Source organism: Thiorhodococcus minor (genome assembly GCF_010820565.1).
GTDB lineage: Bacteria > Pseudomonadota > Gammaproteobacteria > Chromatiales > Chromatiaceae > Thiorhodococcus > Thiorhodococcus minor.
The window spans coordinates 1-15,731 of sequence record NZ_JAAIJQ010000022.1 but is presented as its reverse complement, the minus strand read 5'-3'; the positions used below and the strand labels follow the sequence as shown (position 1 = coordinate 15,731).

The window sequence follows — 15,731 nt, the reverse complement described above, 5'->3', positions numbered from 1 at the left end:
CCGCGTTGCTTCATCCGGGCCACGGTGCTGAGGCACCGCCTGGGCGGCTTCCGTCCAGCCGGGTTTGGTGTACGTTTCCTTTCCGCGAGGCCCGGAGAGCGCAGCGAAGCCGAGCGGCCCCGGTCGGTGTGGGCGCGGGCGTAGCGGCGCAGTACCGAGGGCTGTGCCCGAGGCGCGGAGGGGATATGCAGCGTGCACCCCTCACACCGTTGAGTCATTCATCGTAAGGGCGTGGCAGGGCGCCGAGTGCCGCCGCCGTGCCCCGGAGCGGAACGAGCCCAGGCTAAAAGGCTGTCTCGTCGCGAGGGCGTTGGGGCGACTGGGAGTCCCGCAACGCATCCTAGGGTCTGAGCAGGATACGTGTAAATTTTAGTAATCTCGCCCAGATGCCATGTCTTCGCCCACTTCTCGAAGTAGCTTCTGGACCAAGTCGTCCGAGACGTAGAGTCCTGATTCCCGCAGTCGCCGAATCACAGGCTCCGCTCGCTCGATCAGCCCCCTGACCTTCGCACGACCCACGATACCCAGGGTGCCGATGATTGTGAGGCCCATGGCCTTTGCGCAACGCCTGGCCTCCAGGTCGTCGAGGACGACACGGTCGGCGGAATGCATGACAGCATGGCTGATGACTTGGGTTTCCCCGGGGCCGAGATCCCAGCTGAGGATGTTGGCTGGTGGGAGTTCGTCATCCACGATGATCGCCGACTCGAGAGCCATCAGCGTTTGGACCTTGGGCGCACCATCCGTCTTGGCGCCGACCTCCCGAATCACGGCTCTGGGTACCGCAATTTCTCCCGCCAAGGCACCGAGCAGCTGAATCTGCTCGACCTTGCCAAGCAAGATCAACGGCGAGGCATTGACGACCCAGCGATCAGGCGCCATGGATCTCCTTGGCGAGCTCTTCAGCCGTCACTTGGCACGCCGGAACCTTGCGGCGGTGAAGTTCCTCCAAGAAATCGGCTCGGGTCAGCTCGGCAAGCTCTGCGGCCTTTCCTTGGGACACGATCCCTTGTGCGTACCACTGAACCGCCGCGGCGATGCGCATCTCCCGTGCGAACTCGCTCGGCGCCAGACGCAACGCGCCGAAGGCGGACGCATCGAAGTCGAATGTGATCGTGGTTGTCATGGGCTCGCTCACGGTTGTCACTGATTTACTTAGCCGCGTCACGCTCCTGGAGCTGGGGCGGGGCCGTGCACTACGCGCTGCACGGTGCTGACACCGATACCCAGCTCAGCAGCGATCTTTTTGATACCTTGCCCTTGTCGACGCGCCGCACGGATTCTTTCCTCGACGACCTCCGGTGTGCGGAGCCTGCCGAGGGTCTTACCCTGGGCGCGAGCACGCTCGAGTCCGGCGCGAGCTCGCTCGCGAATCATGGCCCGCTCGAATTCGGCGAACACGCCGCACATCTGGACCATGGCTTTACCGGCCGCCGTCGTGCTGTCGATGCCCTGCTGATGCAGATATAGACCGACGTCCTTGGCCTGCAGGTCGGAAAGCAGTGCCACGAGCTGCTGCAGCGACCGCCCCAGTCGATCAACCGACCAGGCCATCACCAGATCGCTCTCACTCCGGACGGTGGCGTCGTAGAGCCGGTCGTATCCCGGTCTGCGCTCACTTCCCTTGGCGCCTCTGACGCCGTGGTCGATGTACTCGGCGGCGATGTGCCAATCCATACGCTCGGCGACGGCTCTCAGCGCTTGGAGCTAATTGTCCGGCGCCTGCTCACCGGTCGAGACCCTGGCATCGATAGCAACGTGCTTGCTCGCGCGCTCAAGGGTATACCAAAAACCGATTCACCGGTCTTTGGGCGTGTCCTCGCCCAAAGGCCGGTGCTTCGCGAATCAGAGCGAAGAACAACACCCGCCTGGGCTTCACCAGCCTTGGACGCCGGCGTTGCGCATCCATCCAGCGCAATAGTCCCAGCTCTTCCCAAGCTCGACCCAGTAGTCGGTCTGACTCGGCAGGTGGGCCGATTTGGTCACCGAGCACTCTCCGACATTCAGATTCCGATAGCCCTTGTCGCGGGCCGTCCAGCTGCAGGCGATCCCCCACTCCTTCGCGGCGGAGCCCGCCGGCTCCGCGGTTTGACCCAAGAGATTGAGTCCCGGCTGGGCAATCGCCGCGCTCGCGCCCAGCATCAGACAGAACCCACACACCAAGCCGTTCGTGCTCATGTCGTTCCTCCAGCATCACCTTTGTGCCTGAGGTTGCAGCGCATCAGGAGAACCGCTTCAACCATACTGAGTGTAGCAATATTGGTTGGCGCTTTCGGCGGCCAGGACAGTGTAAAGGGGGCGAGGCATGGCATCGTCGACGGTCTGGCTGCTGAGGACCAAGAGCGCAGGTTGCTCGTTCTCCCCGCGCCGCTCAGCCTTCTCTGCGGCTCCAGCGATCGATCCAGAGCAAGCCACGCCCAAGCGATCAGCCGCCGGGCCCCGGAAGATCGGCGCCGGCCCAGAGCCTGGTGTGCAATAGACGAAGCCCCTCGCGGTGGGACAGCAAGGCGCGTTTCTCGGCCAGACCCAGAGAGTCGGGCCCGTCGTCCTGCAGCTGCAGGACGAGCCCCTCCAAGGCATGACGGTGGCGCCGGCTCGAGGGTGCGTCATGCAGCATGGAGTCGTGCAAGGCATAGAGACAGGGCTCCGTCATGGCCGCAGTCCAGAGCGGCTGAGCGCTGCCGCCGCGAGGCCCCGAAGGCAAGGCATCGGTCAGCCGCGCGTCCAATCGTGTGAGCACGTCCGGCTCTTCGGTCTCGGCGGGTGTCAGGAAGAGGCCGGCGCGCTTGGCATGCCTTCCGAGCGAGGTTCGGCTGGTGAGGATCGAGACAGGTATGGACAAGGCCAGACCGGCGAGCACCGGCGTGAACCACCAGAAGAAGTCCTGGACGTAGACGTAGGCGAGATAGCCCGTCAGAAAGGCGATCAGGGTGTGAATGCCATGCGCCCTCATGGCCTCGAGGACACCTGTCTGATGATCGCCGCGCCGCTGTGCCGGCCAGCCAACCGTCGTCCGCAGCAGGATGGCCGCCACGAACTTGCTCTGAAACAGCATCAAGACGGGCGCCAGCAAGACCGACAGCAGGCTCTCGATGAGGACGCTCAGGCTGGCGCCGCGCAGGCCGCCGAAGCGTTCGGCCTCCTCGCGATCCGTGGCCAGGAGCATCAAGGCGAGGATCTTCGGCAGGAAGAGAATGGCGAGCGTCACCCAGAGCACAGTGGTCATCTCGACCACATAGGATTCCGGCCAGATCGGCAGCGCATTGTGGCCGAAGAAGTAGACCGGCGACTTGAGACTCTTGAGATAGGCCTCGATGCCAGTTGCCACGAGAAACAGCAGCCAGAGGGGCGAGGCCGCGTAGGACATCACGCCCATGGCGAAGTGGATGCGGCTCAAGGGCTTGAAGCCACGTGCCATGACGAGCCTGGCGTGCTGCAGATTGCCTTGGCACCAGCGCCGATCGCGCTTGGCATAGTCGATCAGGGTCGGCGGAATCTCCTCATAGGAGCCGCCGAGGTCGTAGGCGAGCCGCACCTTCCAGCCCGCGCGCGCCAACAAGGCCGCCTCGACGAAGTCGTGACTCAGGATCTCGCCGCCGAAGGGCTCCTTGCCCGGAAGCCTGGGAAGACCGCAGTGCTCGGCGAAGGGGCGCACGCGCAGGATGGCGTTGTGACCCCAGAAATTGGCCGTATCCTGCTGCCAGAAGGCCAGCCCGGCGGCGAACATCCGCCCATAGAGGCTGCCGGCGAACTGCAGCATGCGCGCGAAGAAGGAGGCGCGATTGACGGGGATCGGCGGCACCTGCAGGAGCGCCAGCCGAGCATCCGCCTCCATGCGCCGAACCATCTCGACGAGCGTCTCGCCGCTCATGATGCTGTCCGCATCCAGGACGATCATGTAGCGGTAGCGCTCACCCCAGTCCCGGCAGAAGTCGGCGACGTTTCCGCTCTTGCGGGCGCGGTTCTCGACACGGTTGCGGTAGAAGACGCGCGCGGGCTCACCGAGATCCGCGACCCATCGGCGCCATAGCAGCTCCTCTTGGATCCAGATGTCCGGATCCCGGGTATCGCTCAGAATGAAGACCTCGAAGCCCGCTTGCTGACCTGTCGCCTCGAGCGACTCGTACATGGCCCGGAGGCCGGCGAACACCCGCTCGGAATCCTCGTTGTAGACCGGCATGACCAGAGCCGTCCGGAAGCCTGGCTGCTCCGAGGGCCGCACCACGGAATCCGCCGCCGCGGCATCGACATGCCGCCGGTAACGCATCAGCCTCACGAACCCGATCGCAGCCGTCCAGAAGGATGCGCTGATCCATAGCATGAGAATGGTGTACAGAGCGAGCAGCACCAGCTCGAGCAGCGAGATGCCGTCATCCTGGATCGCCGCCGAGAGCAGCGACATGGTGAAGAGCGTCGTGACGACGACCAGGGTGAAGTAGATGGCGCGGTGAAATCGCTGTGCGGGGAGCGGCGCGTGCTGGAGCCAGGCCATGGAGGCTAACCTGCGGGGGTTGCGTGCCTGCCGCGCCAGCCGAGCCAGCGGGCGATGCGAAGGAGCAGGCGGCGACCGAGGCGGTAGCAACAGAGCTCGATGCGAGTGGGCTCCATGCGCAGCGGCGCCCGCTCGGGCACCGCCAGGACCCGCTCGGCGCGGATGCGCTCCGCGAGCGGCTCGTTGCTCAGCCCCGCCCAGCGGGAGGTCCAGCCCGGAACATCGCCGCCGAGGACGGCCGCGCGGGCCGCCGAGAAGGCATCCGGATCGCGCTCCAGGCCGAGCTCGGAGACTAGCCATTGGTCGAGCAGCGAATGGACCTCCTCGACGGCGGCCTCGAACGGGTCGCCCAGCTGACCAAGTGCCGCGCGCAGCTCTACTCGCTTGACGACACGCTGGAGGAGGACGCCGGCCTCTGCATCACGCTGCACCCCGAGCGCATGCAAATAGCGCCCGGCACGCTCCTCGACGGCACGCCGATCGAAGGCCGGCAGACTTCTGATGGGCGCCCCGATGCCGACCGCGCCGATCGGCCTGGCTATTCCCTCACCCATCTGAAGCTCCAGGTCTCGCTCAGGACGTCATGCCCATGGCGCAGAAAGGCCCTCAGATCCGCCGGCTTCTTGCCATCGGGGTCGAGCTCGAAGAAGAGTCGCCACCCCTTGGTCTCGGGATTGGGCTGAGCCACCGGCATGGAAAGCCTGCCCGTTGTACTGGTGACGACGGCCTCGAGCTCGGTCTCCGGATCGAGCTGCGCCAGCGACTCGCCGACGAAATCGACCACCAGCTTGCGGCGGCTCGGATCCAGGATGTCCGTGCCCGCGGCCCCGATACGCGTCGCCTTCACTCGCCCCCCCATGAGACCGGTCTCGAGATCCCTCCCGAATCTCAGGCGGTATTCGAGTCTCCAGGACTCGCCGGCCTCCGGCCTGCGCTCGGGCATCCAGTAGGCGACGATATTGTCGTAGCGCTCCGCATTGCTCGGGATCTCGACCAGCTCGACCACGCCCTTGCCCCAGTCCCCGACCGGCTCGATCAAGGCGCTGGGACGATTGTGATAGTGGGCCTCGAGGTCTTGATAGTCCTCGAAGCTGCGGTCGCGCTGCAGGAGCCCGAATGCCTGGGGATTCTCGGCGACGAAGTCGCTGACGCGCAGACCGAGCGGATTGACCAAGGGACGCCAGATGCGCTCGCCCGTGCCGTCCACCACCAAGAGACCGTCGGAATCGTGGACCTCGGGCCGGAAGTCGTCCACGAACCTGTCGGTATTCTCGCCGTGGAAGAACATGCTCGTAAGGGGCGCGATCCCGATCTTCTTGACCGATTTGCGCATGAAGATGTGCGCCTTGACATCGACCACGGTCTCCATGCCCGGACGGATCAAGAAGCTGTAGGCTCCTGAGGCGCTCTCGCTATCCAGCAGGGCGTAGACCCTGATGTCGACCGCATCCTGGGCTGGCTTGCGCACCCAGAATTCGCGAAAGACCGGGAATTCCTCCTTGGTCGGCAACCCGGTGTCGAGGGCGAGGCCGCGCGCCGTGATGCCGTAGCTCAGCCCCTTGGAGACGGCGCGGAAGTAGCTCGCGCCAAGAAAGACGATGACCTCGTCGAAGACCGAATCGCGATTGATGGGATACAGGAGGCGCAGTCCGGCGAAGCCGAGATCCGCGGGCATTTCCGCGGGGACGTCGTTCTTGCCGTAATCGAAGAGGTCGTGCCGAAAGGGCAGCGGCCGCGCGACGCCATCCTCGACGACATTGACGGTCAGGCGATCCTTGAACAGAAAACCGCGAGGAAAGAGCTGCATCTGGAAGGGCAGCCCGTCCTCTTTCCAAATGCTCTCTTCGCGGTTGAAACGGATGTCACGATAACCGTCGTAATCCAGGTCCGCCAGATAATCCGGCAGTGCCGGTCGGTCGGGCTCGAAATCCCGGGTGGAAAGCTCTTCCGCGCGCCGAGCCACCGCGGCGAAGGTGAAGTCGCCGGGTGCGCCCTCCGCCGGAACCGGCTCGACGACACCTGGGGTGTCGGCGGCAGAGAGGGGGAGACCAGAGCCCAGGGCGACTCCGAACGACAGAATTCCGAGCAGCCGAGCAATCGTCATGATGTTCTCGCTGATTCGTTGAGTCCTGGAGTATGGGGGACGGCCGCCCCCGCCTCCCGTACACATGATACCAAGCGCCGCGAATGACCGAATCAGTCGAGCCACGCAAGCTGGGACGGAGAACCGAGCCGACTCGAATTCTAACCCCAAAGCCTCGGAAATTACGCGGTGATTTCGGCTCGGCGCGCACCTTTCACACTCTATCCATGGGGCGCGAGACCGACAGACGCGGCTCGCTTGTGCTCGGCGCAATGGCATCGTCACTTGGGAGCGGCGTCACAGCGGTGCGCCACTCCTACGCAGCCTAGACTTGAGCCAGTGGCGGATCGAGACGGATGCAGCGTCGGTTGCTCAGACGCAAGCCTCGGACCTGCCGGGCCGGTCGCTCAGGCCGCGTGAGATCGGCCGACCGAGGCGCCCTCCGCGAAGCGAATGCCCAGGAGACACTCGCCGTCGGCCCGCAAATCCTCGGCCCACACCACACTTGCCCGACGCGCGAGGTGATCTTGTTCCAGCCCATCTCGGGGCACTCGAAGGTCAGCAGGAGTCGCGACTGTATCGGGTGGGCGCAGGACGCCCAAACGCGAATGCCACTCTCACTGACACCGCGCGACATGCCCAGATGGCTCATGGGGTGCGGATCATACTCCGCGGCATCCGACTTCTGCATCTGGACGTCGAACATGAGCCCGAAACGCGGATGACGGCGTCGCTCGGCGGCGTTGCGTGTTTCCATCTGAGATCCCTTTCATGATCACCGATATCGCAAGCAAAGCATCTGTCGCAAGCAAAGCATCCTGTGTCTGGGACAGAGAACCGATCAGCTGACCAGCTCCAGGCTGGCCGAGTCCTCCGAGGTCAAGAAGGGATCGGCGCGACTGAAACAGAAGGTGTTGCGCGACATCCTCTTCGCCCGGTACATGGCCTCGTCGGCCTCTCGCAGCAGTTGGGTCCGACAATCTGGGCCACCCTGGCTCAAGGCGATCCCCAGACTGGCGCCGACGCGAACCGACCGCCCTCCGCCGATCTCGCAGTGCTGCGAAACAGCGCGGATGATCTTGCGCGCCAGGGACACCAGTGACTCCGGTCTATCGACCGCGGTGACCAGAACCACGAACTCGTCTCCACCCATGCGGCCGACGAGGTCGGACCTTCTGACCAAGGTGGAGAGACGCCCGCCGACACACCGAAGCACGGCGTCCCCGGCGTCGTGCCCGTGGGTGTCATTGACTTCCTTGAACAGATCGAGGTCCACCATGATCAGCGCCAAGCGTCCGTCCAAGGGCCGATCCTTCAGACTGAGCGCCTGCTCGAGCTTGGCCTCGAAGCCGCGGCGATTCAGCAGGCCAGTCAAGGGATCTGTCATGGAGGCGTGCAAGGCGAGCGCGGCGGCGCGCTTGTGGGCCGTGATGTCATTGATCACGCCCTGATAGAGCTGCTTGTCGATCTGGCTGAGAACCAGTTGGAGCCAGCGATCTTCCGTTCCATGACGCAGTCTGATCTCGCGCTGCAGCGGTCTGTCCTTGGTGCAGGCGGCGAGCGCGCGCAGCATGGCCTCTTCATCCTTCCCGAGCAGCTCCGCCAGCACCTGCCCCGAATGCCCCAGCCTCGACTCGGACTGCAGAAGCTCCTGACATGCCGGGTTGCAGGAGATCAGCCCGCCATGACGATCGACCAGGAAGATCCCCGTCGCCGCCTGCTCGAAGATCGAGCGATACTTGAGCTCCTCGATCTCGCGCGCCTCGCGCAAGCGGCGCTCCTGATGCAGCAGTCCCAGCAGGCGATCGATCAAATGGTTGATGTAGTTGACCACATCGCCGATCTCGTCGCGCTCATGTCCCCGCGCGTGCGTCAGCTTCTCGCCATGCTCGGCGGGCAGTCGATAGAGATGGTCGGCCAGCCGATGCAGCGGGCGTGTGATCTGCCGATAGACGACGAGGAGGACGGCAAGTGCGACGACGAAGATCTGGACGAACAATGAGACGGCAATGAAATAGGACGCGTCCGAGGCGGACTCGGCAAGCGCGACCGGATCCGGCACCAAGGAGATCTTTCCGACGACCTGCTTGGCGTCGAAGGGAGAGAAGAGCGGCCGCACGATCGGCGCAGCCTCATGAGAAGCCACCAATGCGGAGGCCAGCTCACGAACAGAGCGCTCGGCTTCCGCGAGCAGCTCTTCGCCGGCGTAAATCGCGACCTTTTGGACGATCCGGTTGGCGAGCAGGCCCTCCTCGACTTCGCTCGCCAATTGAAAATCATTGGTGAAACTGGCGATGCTCGCCGTGCGCTCGATGGTGTCGAGAAGCTCGTGCAGCTTGATCTCGTTGCGTGCGCTCTCGCGCTCCACGGCCACGCGATAGCCGAGCCACAAGGAGCCTGCTCCCACCGACGCTACGAGGAGAAGTATCCCGAGCGTCGTCCGAGCAACGAGACTCGTCGGCGCCAACCTTCGCATCCTGAGGGCCAAGATCAAGATCCTGCTGTATCCATCCTTAATTTTGCCCACGAAGAATAGGCTATTTTCGATCCAGAGGTGAACCTCTACCTTTCCCAGAAACGCACCGCCCCGCCACAACGCGGGCGATCTCGGCGTCGTCTCGAGTCAAGAGGTCCGGGAGCACGGGCACCCTCATCGATCGTCGCCACAGCCCGAGCACGACAGCGCGCAAGGACAGGTGCTTCCTCAGGCTCGCAGTCAACCGAGCAGGCACCGCTTGGATCAGGCCCCTTGCAAGTCAGGAGGATGGGCATTTAAATTGCCCATCCTCAAAACGTGAATCAAAGAGCCTCGACTCGCCTTGTTCTCTCAGCCGCCTAGCGCGTCTCCTCAACGGTGGGAGACGCGACCTCTCATCGAGGAGGCAACAGCCCCCTGCCTGACTCCGAAGAGTCGCAATCTCATGCTCGGCGCTTGGCTCGCGCTCACCCTAGGCACGCCCTTCCTAGCCTTCTGCGAGCCAGCGCCCTTCGCACTGAGCGGATTCGGGACACTCGCGATCGCGCGCTCGACGGATGGCTCGGCCCAGTTCGTGCGCAATCTCTCGCAGCCCGAGGGGCTCGGCACGAGCTGGCGATTCGAGAACGATTCCTCGCTAGGCATCCAGGCCAATATCGGCGTTCGCGAGGATCTGGAGGCCGTCGCACAGGTCGTCACACACTACCGCTACGACGGTCGCGCCACCCCCGATCTCACCTGGGGCTTCCTGCGCTACGACCCGAGCCCCACCTGGACCCTGCGCGCCGGGCGCCTCGGCACCGAGTTCTATCTGCTGGCCGATTCACGCATGGTCGGCTACTCCTACGTGACCGTGCGACCGCCGGTGGATTTCTACGGGACCCTGCCATTCAACTACATGAACGGCGCCGACCTGGCCGTGACCAGCCTGCTCCCAAGCGGGGGGCTGGTGACCGGAAAGCTCTATGGCGGCGTCAGCCGAGAGCGCGCACCGCTGGGAAAAGATCCGGACTTCGACATGAGCGGATCCGTCCTGGCCGGCGCCTATCTGGATGTCCACAAGGGCCCCTGGCAGGTACGCCTCAGCCATACGCGCATGCGCTTCAAGAACGACTTACCGCTGGATTACCTCTATGACGCCCTGCCCGAGGCCACCGCCGACGCGCTGCGCGTCGCGGGTGAATGGACGCACTTCACCTCACTGGGCATGTCATACGACGCCAGTCCGTTTCAAGCCCAGCTGATGGTCAGCAAGACCGGAAATACGCACGCCGCGTTTCAGGACACCTGGGCCGGGTATCTCGTCCTCAGCTATCGCGTCGGCGAGCTGACGCCCTTCGTCGGTCTGTCGGCGGCCAAGTCCAGCCCCAAGCGCTTGAGCCATCCCCTGCCCCCCTACACGGACCTCTATCTGCAAGACTTCCACAGCGACCAGCGGAGCCTGTTCTTCGGCGCGCGCTGGGACTTCATGAAAAACACCTGCCTGAAGGCACAGGTGGACGTCATCAGGGGGCAAGCGGATTCCGAGTTTCTCTATGTTTGGGAGACGTCGGAGTGGGATGGATCCATGGCGGTACTCAGCCTGTCACTGGACTTCGTGTTCTAGAGCCGGGTCATGAAGCTCTTCGCCAAGGCAATCGTCCTTCTATTGTTTTCCCTGGCGACAGCGGAATCCAACGATCGCTCAGGCATCGTCGTCGTCATGAGCGCAAACAGCGGCATCGAGGCCCTCACCCGCGAGCAGGTCATCAACATCTTCTTCGGACGCTTCCGCAAGCTGCCGAACGGCGAGACCGCGGTACCTGTGGATCAGCCAGCTGGGGCGCCTCTCAAATCGGCCTTCTACCGGCAGCTGGTCAACAAAGATCTCGCCGAGATCCGCGCCTACTGGGCCCGGCTTGTGTTCTCAGGCAGAACCGCCCCACCTGAGCAGACGAAAACGGAGCAAGAAGCACTGCAGCTCCTGTTGGAGCAGCCAGGCGCGGTCGGCTATCTGTGGGAGGGCTCACTGCCGCCTAGGCTGCGCGTCGTCTTCGATCTATGAGCCCTAAGGCGATTGCCGGAAATTCGTTTGCCAGGTGGCGCCGGATCGAGGTCCGCCTTCAAGGAGCGCCGGCAGGAGCATCGCTGAGCGATGTGACTGTCGGCACGACACAGGAGGCGGGCGTCAAGACAAGCCAGATGGTTTGAGAATTGACAGAAATCGCCTAAGAGCGGCCAGCCACCAGCAATCAGCTTCCAGCAGTTGGCTTACCGAGGCTTGCCTTCTGGACCTCACCCGATAAGTTCCTCGGGCAAGCACCGTCTAGGCGCTCGCCCGAGGCAAACGCACCCGAGCGACGAGCCCACCGTGCATCGCTGAATCGAAGCCTAGGGTCCCTCCGTAGGCATCGACGACATCGCGCACGATGGCGAGGCCCAGTCCGCTGCCGTCCTTGCGCTCATCCAGCCGCACGCCCCGCTCTCCCAGCCGGTGGCGATGCTCGGCCGCCACCCCTGGACCATCGTCACTGATGGAGATCTCGACCTCTGGGCCGACATCGACGTGGACATCGACCTTGGATTGCGCCCACTTGGCGGCGTTCTCGAGGAGATTCCCAAGGAGCTCCAGGAGATCGTCCGGCATCAGGGCCACATGGACCTGCTCGGGCGCATGGATGCGCCAGTCGATGTCCTCTCCCCCGGGAATCCGCTTGAGCGTTCCGACGACCCGTCCGATCGCGCCGACCACCTCGACCCGCGCCCGGGCCGTCGCGGCGCCCGAGCGCACCCGCGCGCGCACCAGCTCGCGATCCACCCGGCGGCGCATGCCCTCGGCCAGCTGCTCGAGGTCGGTGGCCACCACCGGATTGCCCTGCGCGCGCAGCCGCTCCGCGTCTGCGGACAAGGCGCTCAGCGGCGTCTTGAGCCCGTGCGCCAGATCGGCGGTCCAGGCGCGGGCGCGCTCGACAGCCTCCTCGCGCGCCGCGAGGAGCGCGTTCACCTCCATCACCAGCGGCAGCACCTCGTCCGGCACGCCCTCCTCCAGGCGCTTGGCCGCACCTGAGCGGATCGCCGCCACGCCGCGGCGCACCCGCTCCAGAGGAGTCAGACCCGTCTGAAGCTGTACCAGAGCGGCCAAGGTCAGCACCAAGGCGACCAGGCCCAGATAGGGCAGCATGTCCGCCGCGAAGGCGTCGCGCGCATCGGTCAGCTCGCGGCTGTCCATCGCCGCCATGAGCCGAACCGCGCGCGTGCCCTCCCCCAGCAGGACCAGACGCTCGCGCACCAGGAGGGTTTGACCACCGGGTCCGGCCAGAACGTGTGCGTGCACGCTGCCCGGCTCGAGGCGATCGGCGGGGAGGAGGATGCGGGTATCCCACAACGAGCGCGAGCGCAGCAGCCCGATGTCGATGGCGCCGCCGCTCTCGTCTTCGATCTGCCAATAGTGCCCACTCAGGGGTACGGCGAAGCGCGGATCGACCGGCAGCGGGTCGACCTGAAGCTCACCATCGTTAGCGAGGCTGGTGGCTGCCGCCAGCTGGTTGACCTGGGCGACCAGCTCGGCGCCGATGCGACGCTCGACATGGCGCTCGAAGAGGGTGAGGAGTCCCAAGCCCGCGACTAGGACCGCAATCAGAATGGAGCCCGCCGCGGCCAGCGCGAGCCGCGCACGCAGCGAGCGCCGGGTCATGAATCCTCTGCCTCGATGAGGTAGCCGAACCCGCGCCGAGTCTGAATGATGTCACTGCCCAGCTTGCGCCTTACCCGCCCCACCAGCACTTCGACCGCATTGGAGTCGCGCTCGAAGTCCTGGGCATAGAGCTGCTCCGTCAGCTCCATCTGCGACACGACGCGCCCGGCATGCTGCATCAGATAGCTGACCAAGCGGTATTCCTGAGGGGACAGATGCACAGGCACGCCGTCCAGGCTGATGCGCATCTGGCGCGTATCCAAGGTCAGCTTGCCGATCTCCAGCACCGCGGAGGCACGGCCCGCCGTCCGCCGGGTGAGCGCCCTGACCCGCGCCAGCAGCTCCTCCATGCGGAAGGGCTTGGGCAGATAGTCGTCGGCGCCGGCGTCGATCCCCTCGACGCGCTCATGCCAGTCGCCGCGGGCACTGAGGATGAGCACCGGGAAGGTCTGACCATTGGCACGCCAGCGGCGCAGGACGGAGAGACCGTCCATGCCGGGTAGCCCCAGATCCAGGACGACGCCGGACCAGTTCTCGGTGTCGCCGCGAAACCAGGCATCCTCGCCCTCGCTGCTGCGCTCCACCACGAAGCCCGCTCCCTCCAGGGCCGTCTGGACGCCCGCCGCGAGGCGATCGTCGTCTTCGACCAGCAGCAGACGCATCAGTCGGCCTCCCACTCCAGGACGCGCGCATCGGCACCGTTCACCAGCACCTCCATCAGACGTCCATCTTCCGCAATGACCTTCACCTCATAGACCCAGTGTCCGTCCTCGTGCTCCAGCTCGAGACCAACCACCTCCCCGGGGACCGCATCGCGTGCCGCCGCCAGGATCTCCTCCACTGGGCGCACCTCGCCGCGCTCGAGCGCATGTCGGGCACGGTCATGATCATGGCTATAGCCGTGGCCGTATCCGCCGCGGTCCGCCAAGGCCAGCGTCAGCCCGCCGCTCCAGAAGAGTAGCAAGGCCACGATCAATCGAGCAGGTTGTTTGAAAGACAAAACCACCTCGTCTCAGGTGCATCAGACGGCGGGGGCACCCGCCAGAGTGGCGATCCAAGCTTGCACATCCAAGCTGACCAAAGCCTGACAAGCCCACTCAGCGAGCCGTCAGCCCCCGATCGGTAGGCTAGCGGCCAATCCTTGCAGACCGGCCGCGGCCTCCCGGCACGGCCAAGCGCCAAAACACATCAGCAACCGGAGCAACGACCGTGAGCCACAGCATGGACATCGCAAGCCCCGAGACCGAGACCGAGACCCAGCCGTATAGCCCGGCGGACGGTGAGCGCGTCAAGGTCTGGGACCCCTTGGTGCGCATCTTCCACTGGTCGCTCGCGGCCGGCTTCACGACGGCCTTCGTCGTCGAAGACAACCTGCTTGGCGTGCACGTCTGGGCCGGCTACCTGGTCCTGACCCTGATCGCAGTGCGGGTCCTTTGGGGAGTGGTCGGAACCCCGCACGCCCGCTTCAAGGACTTCGTCCGCGCACCGGCCGAAGTGCGCGACTACCTCCTGGAGGTGCTGCGGTTTCGCGCCCTGCGCTACCTGGGCCACAACCCAGCGGGCGGCGCCATGATCCTCGCGCTGCTCGTCATGGTCTCGCTCACCGGCCTGAGCGGCATGGCGCTCTACGGCGCCCAAGAATTCGCCGGCCCCCTCGCCGCTCTGATGAGCGACGTCTCCGGGTCCACGGCGCATGCACTGGAGGACGTGCACGAAGTCCTCGCCAATCTCACGCTCACCCTAGTCATCCTGCACCTGGGAGGCGTGCTCTTTTCCAGCCTGGCGCACCGCGAAAACCTCATCGGCGCCATGATCAGCGGCTACAAGCGGAGACATCAGCCATGAAGACCACGATCGCAACCCTGCTCATCGCCGCCAGCGCGGCAGCCCTGCCCGCGACCTTGCTCGCGGCGAACGCCGCCGCCGGCAAGGCCGGCTGGGTGGCGGAGCACCCGCAAGCCGATGGCTCGCCCGCGCGCAGCTGCGCCACCTGTCACGGCACAGACCTCACCCAGCCGGGCAAGCACGCCAAGACCGGCAAGGTGATCGAGCCGATGGCGCCGTCCGTCAACCCGCAACGTCTCACCGACGAGAAGAAGATCGCCAAGTGGTTCCGGCGCAACTGCAAATGGACCCTCGGGCGTGAGTGCACCGCCGAGGAAAAGGCCGATTTTCTCGCCTACATCAAGACTCAGTAAGGAGTAGCCAGACCATGCCCAAGTTTCAACGACTTTATCCCCTGCTCGCCGTCGCCGTGCTCAGCCTCGGCTCCGCCGGCGTCGCCTTCAGCGATTGGGGCGAGCGCGAGGAGCACGAAGAGGATGAGCGGCACGAGGGCCGCGGCGGCTGGCTGCGCCCGCGCGCGGACGTCGCGCCCGTGAGCAATCCGACCTACGCCGAAGAGTGCGGCGCCTGCCACATGGCCTATCAGCCCGGACTGCTTCCCGCCGCCGCCTGGGCCCGGGTCATGGAGCCGTCTGCACTCACCGACCACTATGGCGACGACGCCTCGCTCTCCGAGGCGCTGCGTCAAGAGCTTGCGACCTACCTGACCGGAAACGCCGCCAACTTCGACAGCCGCACCCGCTCGCGCGCCTTCGCAGTCTCCATGGCATCCGCCGGCAGCACGGGCGGGACGCTGCCACGTATCAGCACGACGGGCTACTTCCTGCGCAAGCACGACGAGATCCCGCCGCGAATGGTCAAGGACAACCCCGAGGTCGGCAGCTTCAGCCAATGCAACAACTGCCACCAAGGCGCCGCGAAAGGGGTCTACAACGATGACCAAGTGCGCATTCCGGGCTACGGCCGCTGGGAAGACTGATCTCGACTGGCCCTGCCCGGATGGAGCCGGTAGAAGCCCGCGGTATCATTCCGCCCGTAGCCGGGTCCAACACCTCGGGACAGGCCGAAACCGGCCTATGGCCGGCCGGAGAGTAAGCCGGGTCCTTGCCGCCGTTTAGGCCGAAGTTGGTGTTCTCTGTTTGCCGCCTGGTTTCCCGGCGGT

Annotated in this window: 17 protein-coding genes; 5 read left to right on the top strand and 12 right to left on the bottom strand. The window is 65.1% G+C overall.

All coding sequences use genetic code 11. The features are described 5' to 3' along the window. Positions 1 to 369: 369 nt before the first annotated feature. From G3446_RS09385 to G3446_RS09350, 9 genes are all read right to left on the bottom strand, one after another. The gene (locus G3446_RS09385; RefSeq protein ID WP_164452572.1) at positions 370 to 882 is read right to left on the bottom strand and encodes a PIN domain-containing protein; all 513 of its coding nucleotides are present in this window, start codon (positions 880 to 882) and stop codon (positions 370 to 372) included. Next, positions 872 to 1,126, bottom strand: coding sequence for a UPF0175 family protein (locus G3446_RS09380; RefSeq protein WP_164452571.1), 255 nt, complete (start codon positions 1,124 to 1,126; stop codon positions 872 to 874). Before G3446_RS09380 ends, G3446_RS09385 begins: the two co-directional genes overlap by 11 nt. Before the next feature lie 38 nt (positions 1,127 to 1,164). Next, complete coding sequence (locus G3446_RS09375; RefSeq protein ID WP_280818799.1) at positions 1,165 to 1,698, bottom strand: recombinase family protein; 534 nt, start codon at positions 1,696 to 1,698, stop codon at positions 1,165 to 1,167. A gap of 177 nt (positions 1,699 to 1,875) precedes the next feature. Beyond that, positions 1,876 to 2,178 carry a hypothetical protein gene (locus G3446_RS09370; protein ID WP_164452570.1) on the bottom strand — a complete coding sequence of 101 codons (303 nt, stop codon included), beginning with the start codon at positions 2,176 to 2,178 and terminating at the stop codon, positions 1,876 to 1,878. Positions 2,179 to 2,425: 247 nt separating this feature from the next. After that, positions 2,426 to 4,582 (bottom strand): glucans biosynthesis glucosyltransferase MdoH, encoded by a 2,157-nt coding sequence (mdoH, locus tag G3446_RS09365; protein WP_245232402.1) that lies wholly within the window; start codon positions 4,580 to 4,582, stop codon positions 2,426 to 2,428. After that, positions 4,498 to 5,046, bottom strand: coding sequence for a hypothetical protein (locus G3446_RS27990; protein ID WP_245232401.1), 549 nt, complete (start codon positions 5,044 to 5,046; stop codon positions 4,498 to 4,500). Before G3446_RS27990 ends, mdoH begins: the two co-directional genes overlap by 85 nt. Further along, positions 5,031 to 6,596 (bottom strand): OpgD/OpgG family glucan biosynthesis protein, encoded by a 1,566-nt coding sequence (locus G3446_RS09360; RefSeq protein ID WP_164452568.1) that lies wholly within the window; start codon positions 6,594 to 6,596, stop codon positions 5,031 to 5,033. Before G3446_RS09360 ends, G3446_RS27990 begins: the two co-directional genes overlap by 16 nt. A gap of 304 nt (positions 6,597 to 6,900) precedes the next feature. After that, positions 6,901 to 7,332, bottom strand: a complete 432-nt coding sequence (locus G3446_RS09355; protein ID WP_164452567.1) for a hypothetical protein — start codon at positions 7,330 to 7,332, stop codon at positions 6,901 to 6,903. 84 nt (positions 7,333 to 7,416) lie between these two features. Further along, the gene (locus tag G3446_RS09350) at positions 7,417 to 8,967 is read right to left on the bottom strand and encodes a diguanylate cyclase (RefSeq protein WP_164452566.1); all 1,551 of its coding nucleotides are present in this window, start codon (positions 8,965 to 8,967) and stop codon (positions 7,417 to 7,419) included. Between the two features lie 529 nt (positions 8,968 to 9,496). Between G3446_RS09350 and G3446_RS09345 the strand changes: the two genes are divergently transcribed. After that, the gene (locus G3446_RS09345) at positions 9,497 to 10,657 is read left to right on the top strand and encodes a hypothetical protein (protein WP_164452565.1); all 1,161 of its coding nucleotides are present in this window, start codon (positions 9,497 to 9,499) and stop codon (positions 10,655 to 10,657) included. A 9-nt stretch (positions 10,658 to 10,666) separates the two neighbouring features. Continuing rightward, positions 10,667 to 11,095 carry a hypothetical protein gene (locus G3446_RS09340; protein WP_164452564.1) on the top strand — a complete coding sequence of 143 codons (429 nt, stop codon included), beginning with the start codon at positions 10,667 to 10,669 and terminating at the stop codon, positions 11,093 to 11,095. A gap of 261 nt (positions 11,096 to 11,356) precedes the next feature. Here the strand turns inward: G3446_RS09340 and G3446_RS09335 are convergent, their stop codons facing one another. The 3 genes from G3446_RS09335 to G3446_RS09325 are packed head-to-tail and all read right to left on the bottom strand — an operon-like array spanning position 11,357 to position 13,724. Beyond that, the gene (locus G3446_RS09335) at positions 11,357 to 12,724 is read right to left on the bottom strand and encodes a sensor histidine kinase (protein ID WP_164452563.1); all 1,368 of its coding nucleotides are present in this window, start codon (positions 12,722 to 12,724) and stop codon (positions 11,357 to 11,359) included. Continuing rightward, on the bottom strand, positions 12,721 to 13,386 hold the full coding sequence (locus G3446_RS09330; RefSeq protein ID WP_164452562.1) for a response regulator: 666 nt from the start codon (positions 13,384 to 13,386) through the stop codon (positions 12,721 to 12,723). The genes G3446_RS09335 and G3446_RS09330 overlap by 4 nt, the downstream gene beginning before the upstream one ends. Further along, the gene (locus tag G3446_RS09325) at positions 13,386 to 13,724 is read right to left on the bottom strand and encodes a PepSY domain-containing protein (protein ID WP_245232400.1); all 339 of its coding nucleotides are present in this window, start codon (positions 13,722 to 13,724) and stop codon (positions 13,386 to 13,388) included. The genes G3446_RS09330 and G3446_RS09325 overlap by 1 nt, the downstream gene beginning before the upstream one ends. Positions 13,725 to 13,945: 221 nt before the next feature. Between G3446_RS09325 and G3446_RS09320 the strand changes: the two genes are divergently transcribed. From G3446_RS09320 to G3446_RS09310, 3 genes are read left to right on the top strand one after another with little or no spacing between them, the layout of a single operon-like run. Next, entirely contained in the window at positions 13,946 to 14,569 is a 624-nt protein-coding gene (locus tag G3446_RS09320; RefSeq protein WP_164452614.1) for a cytochrome b/b6 domain-containing protein, read from the top strand. Then, entirely contained in the window at positions 14,566 to 14,922 is a 357-nt protein-coding gene (locus G3446_RS09315) for a DUF1924 domain-containing protein (protein ID WP_164452561.1), read from the top strand. The genes G3446_RS09320 and G3446_RS09315 overlap by 4 nt, the downstream gene beginning before the upstream one ends. A gap of 14 nt (positions 14,923 to 14,936) precedes the next feature. Continuing rightward, positions 14,937 to 15,548: a cytochrome C gene (locus tag G3446_RS09310; RefSeq protein WP_164452560.1), complete on the top strand. Its 612-nt coding sequence runs from the start codon at positions 14,937 to 14,939 to the stop codon at positions 15,546 to 15,548. Positions 15,549 to 15,731: the final 183 nt, after the last annotated feature.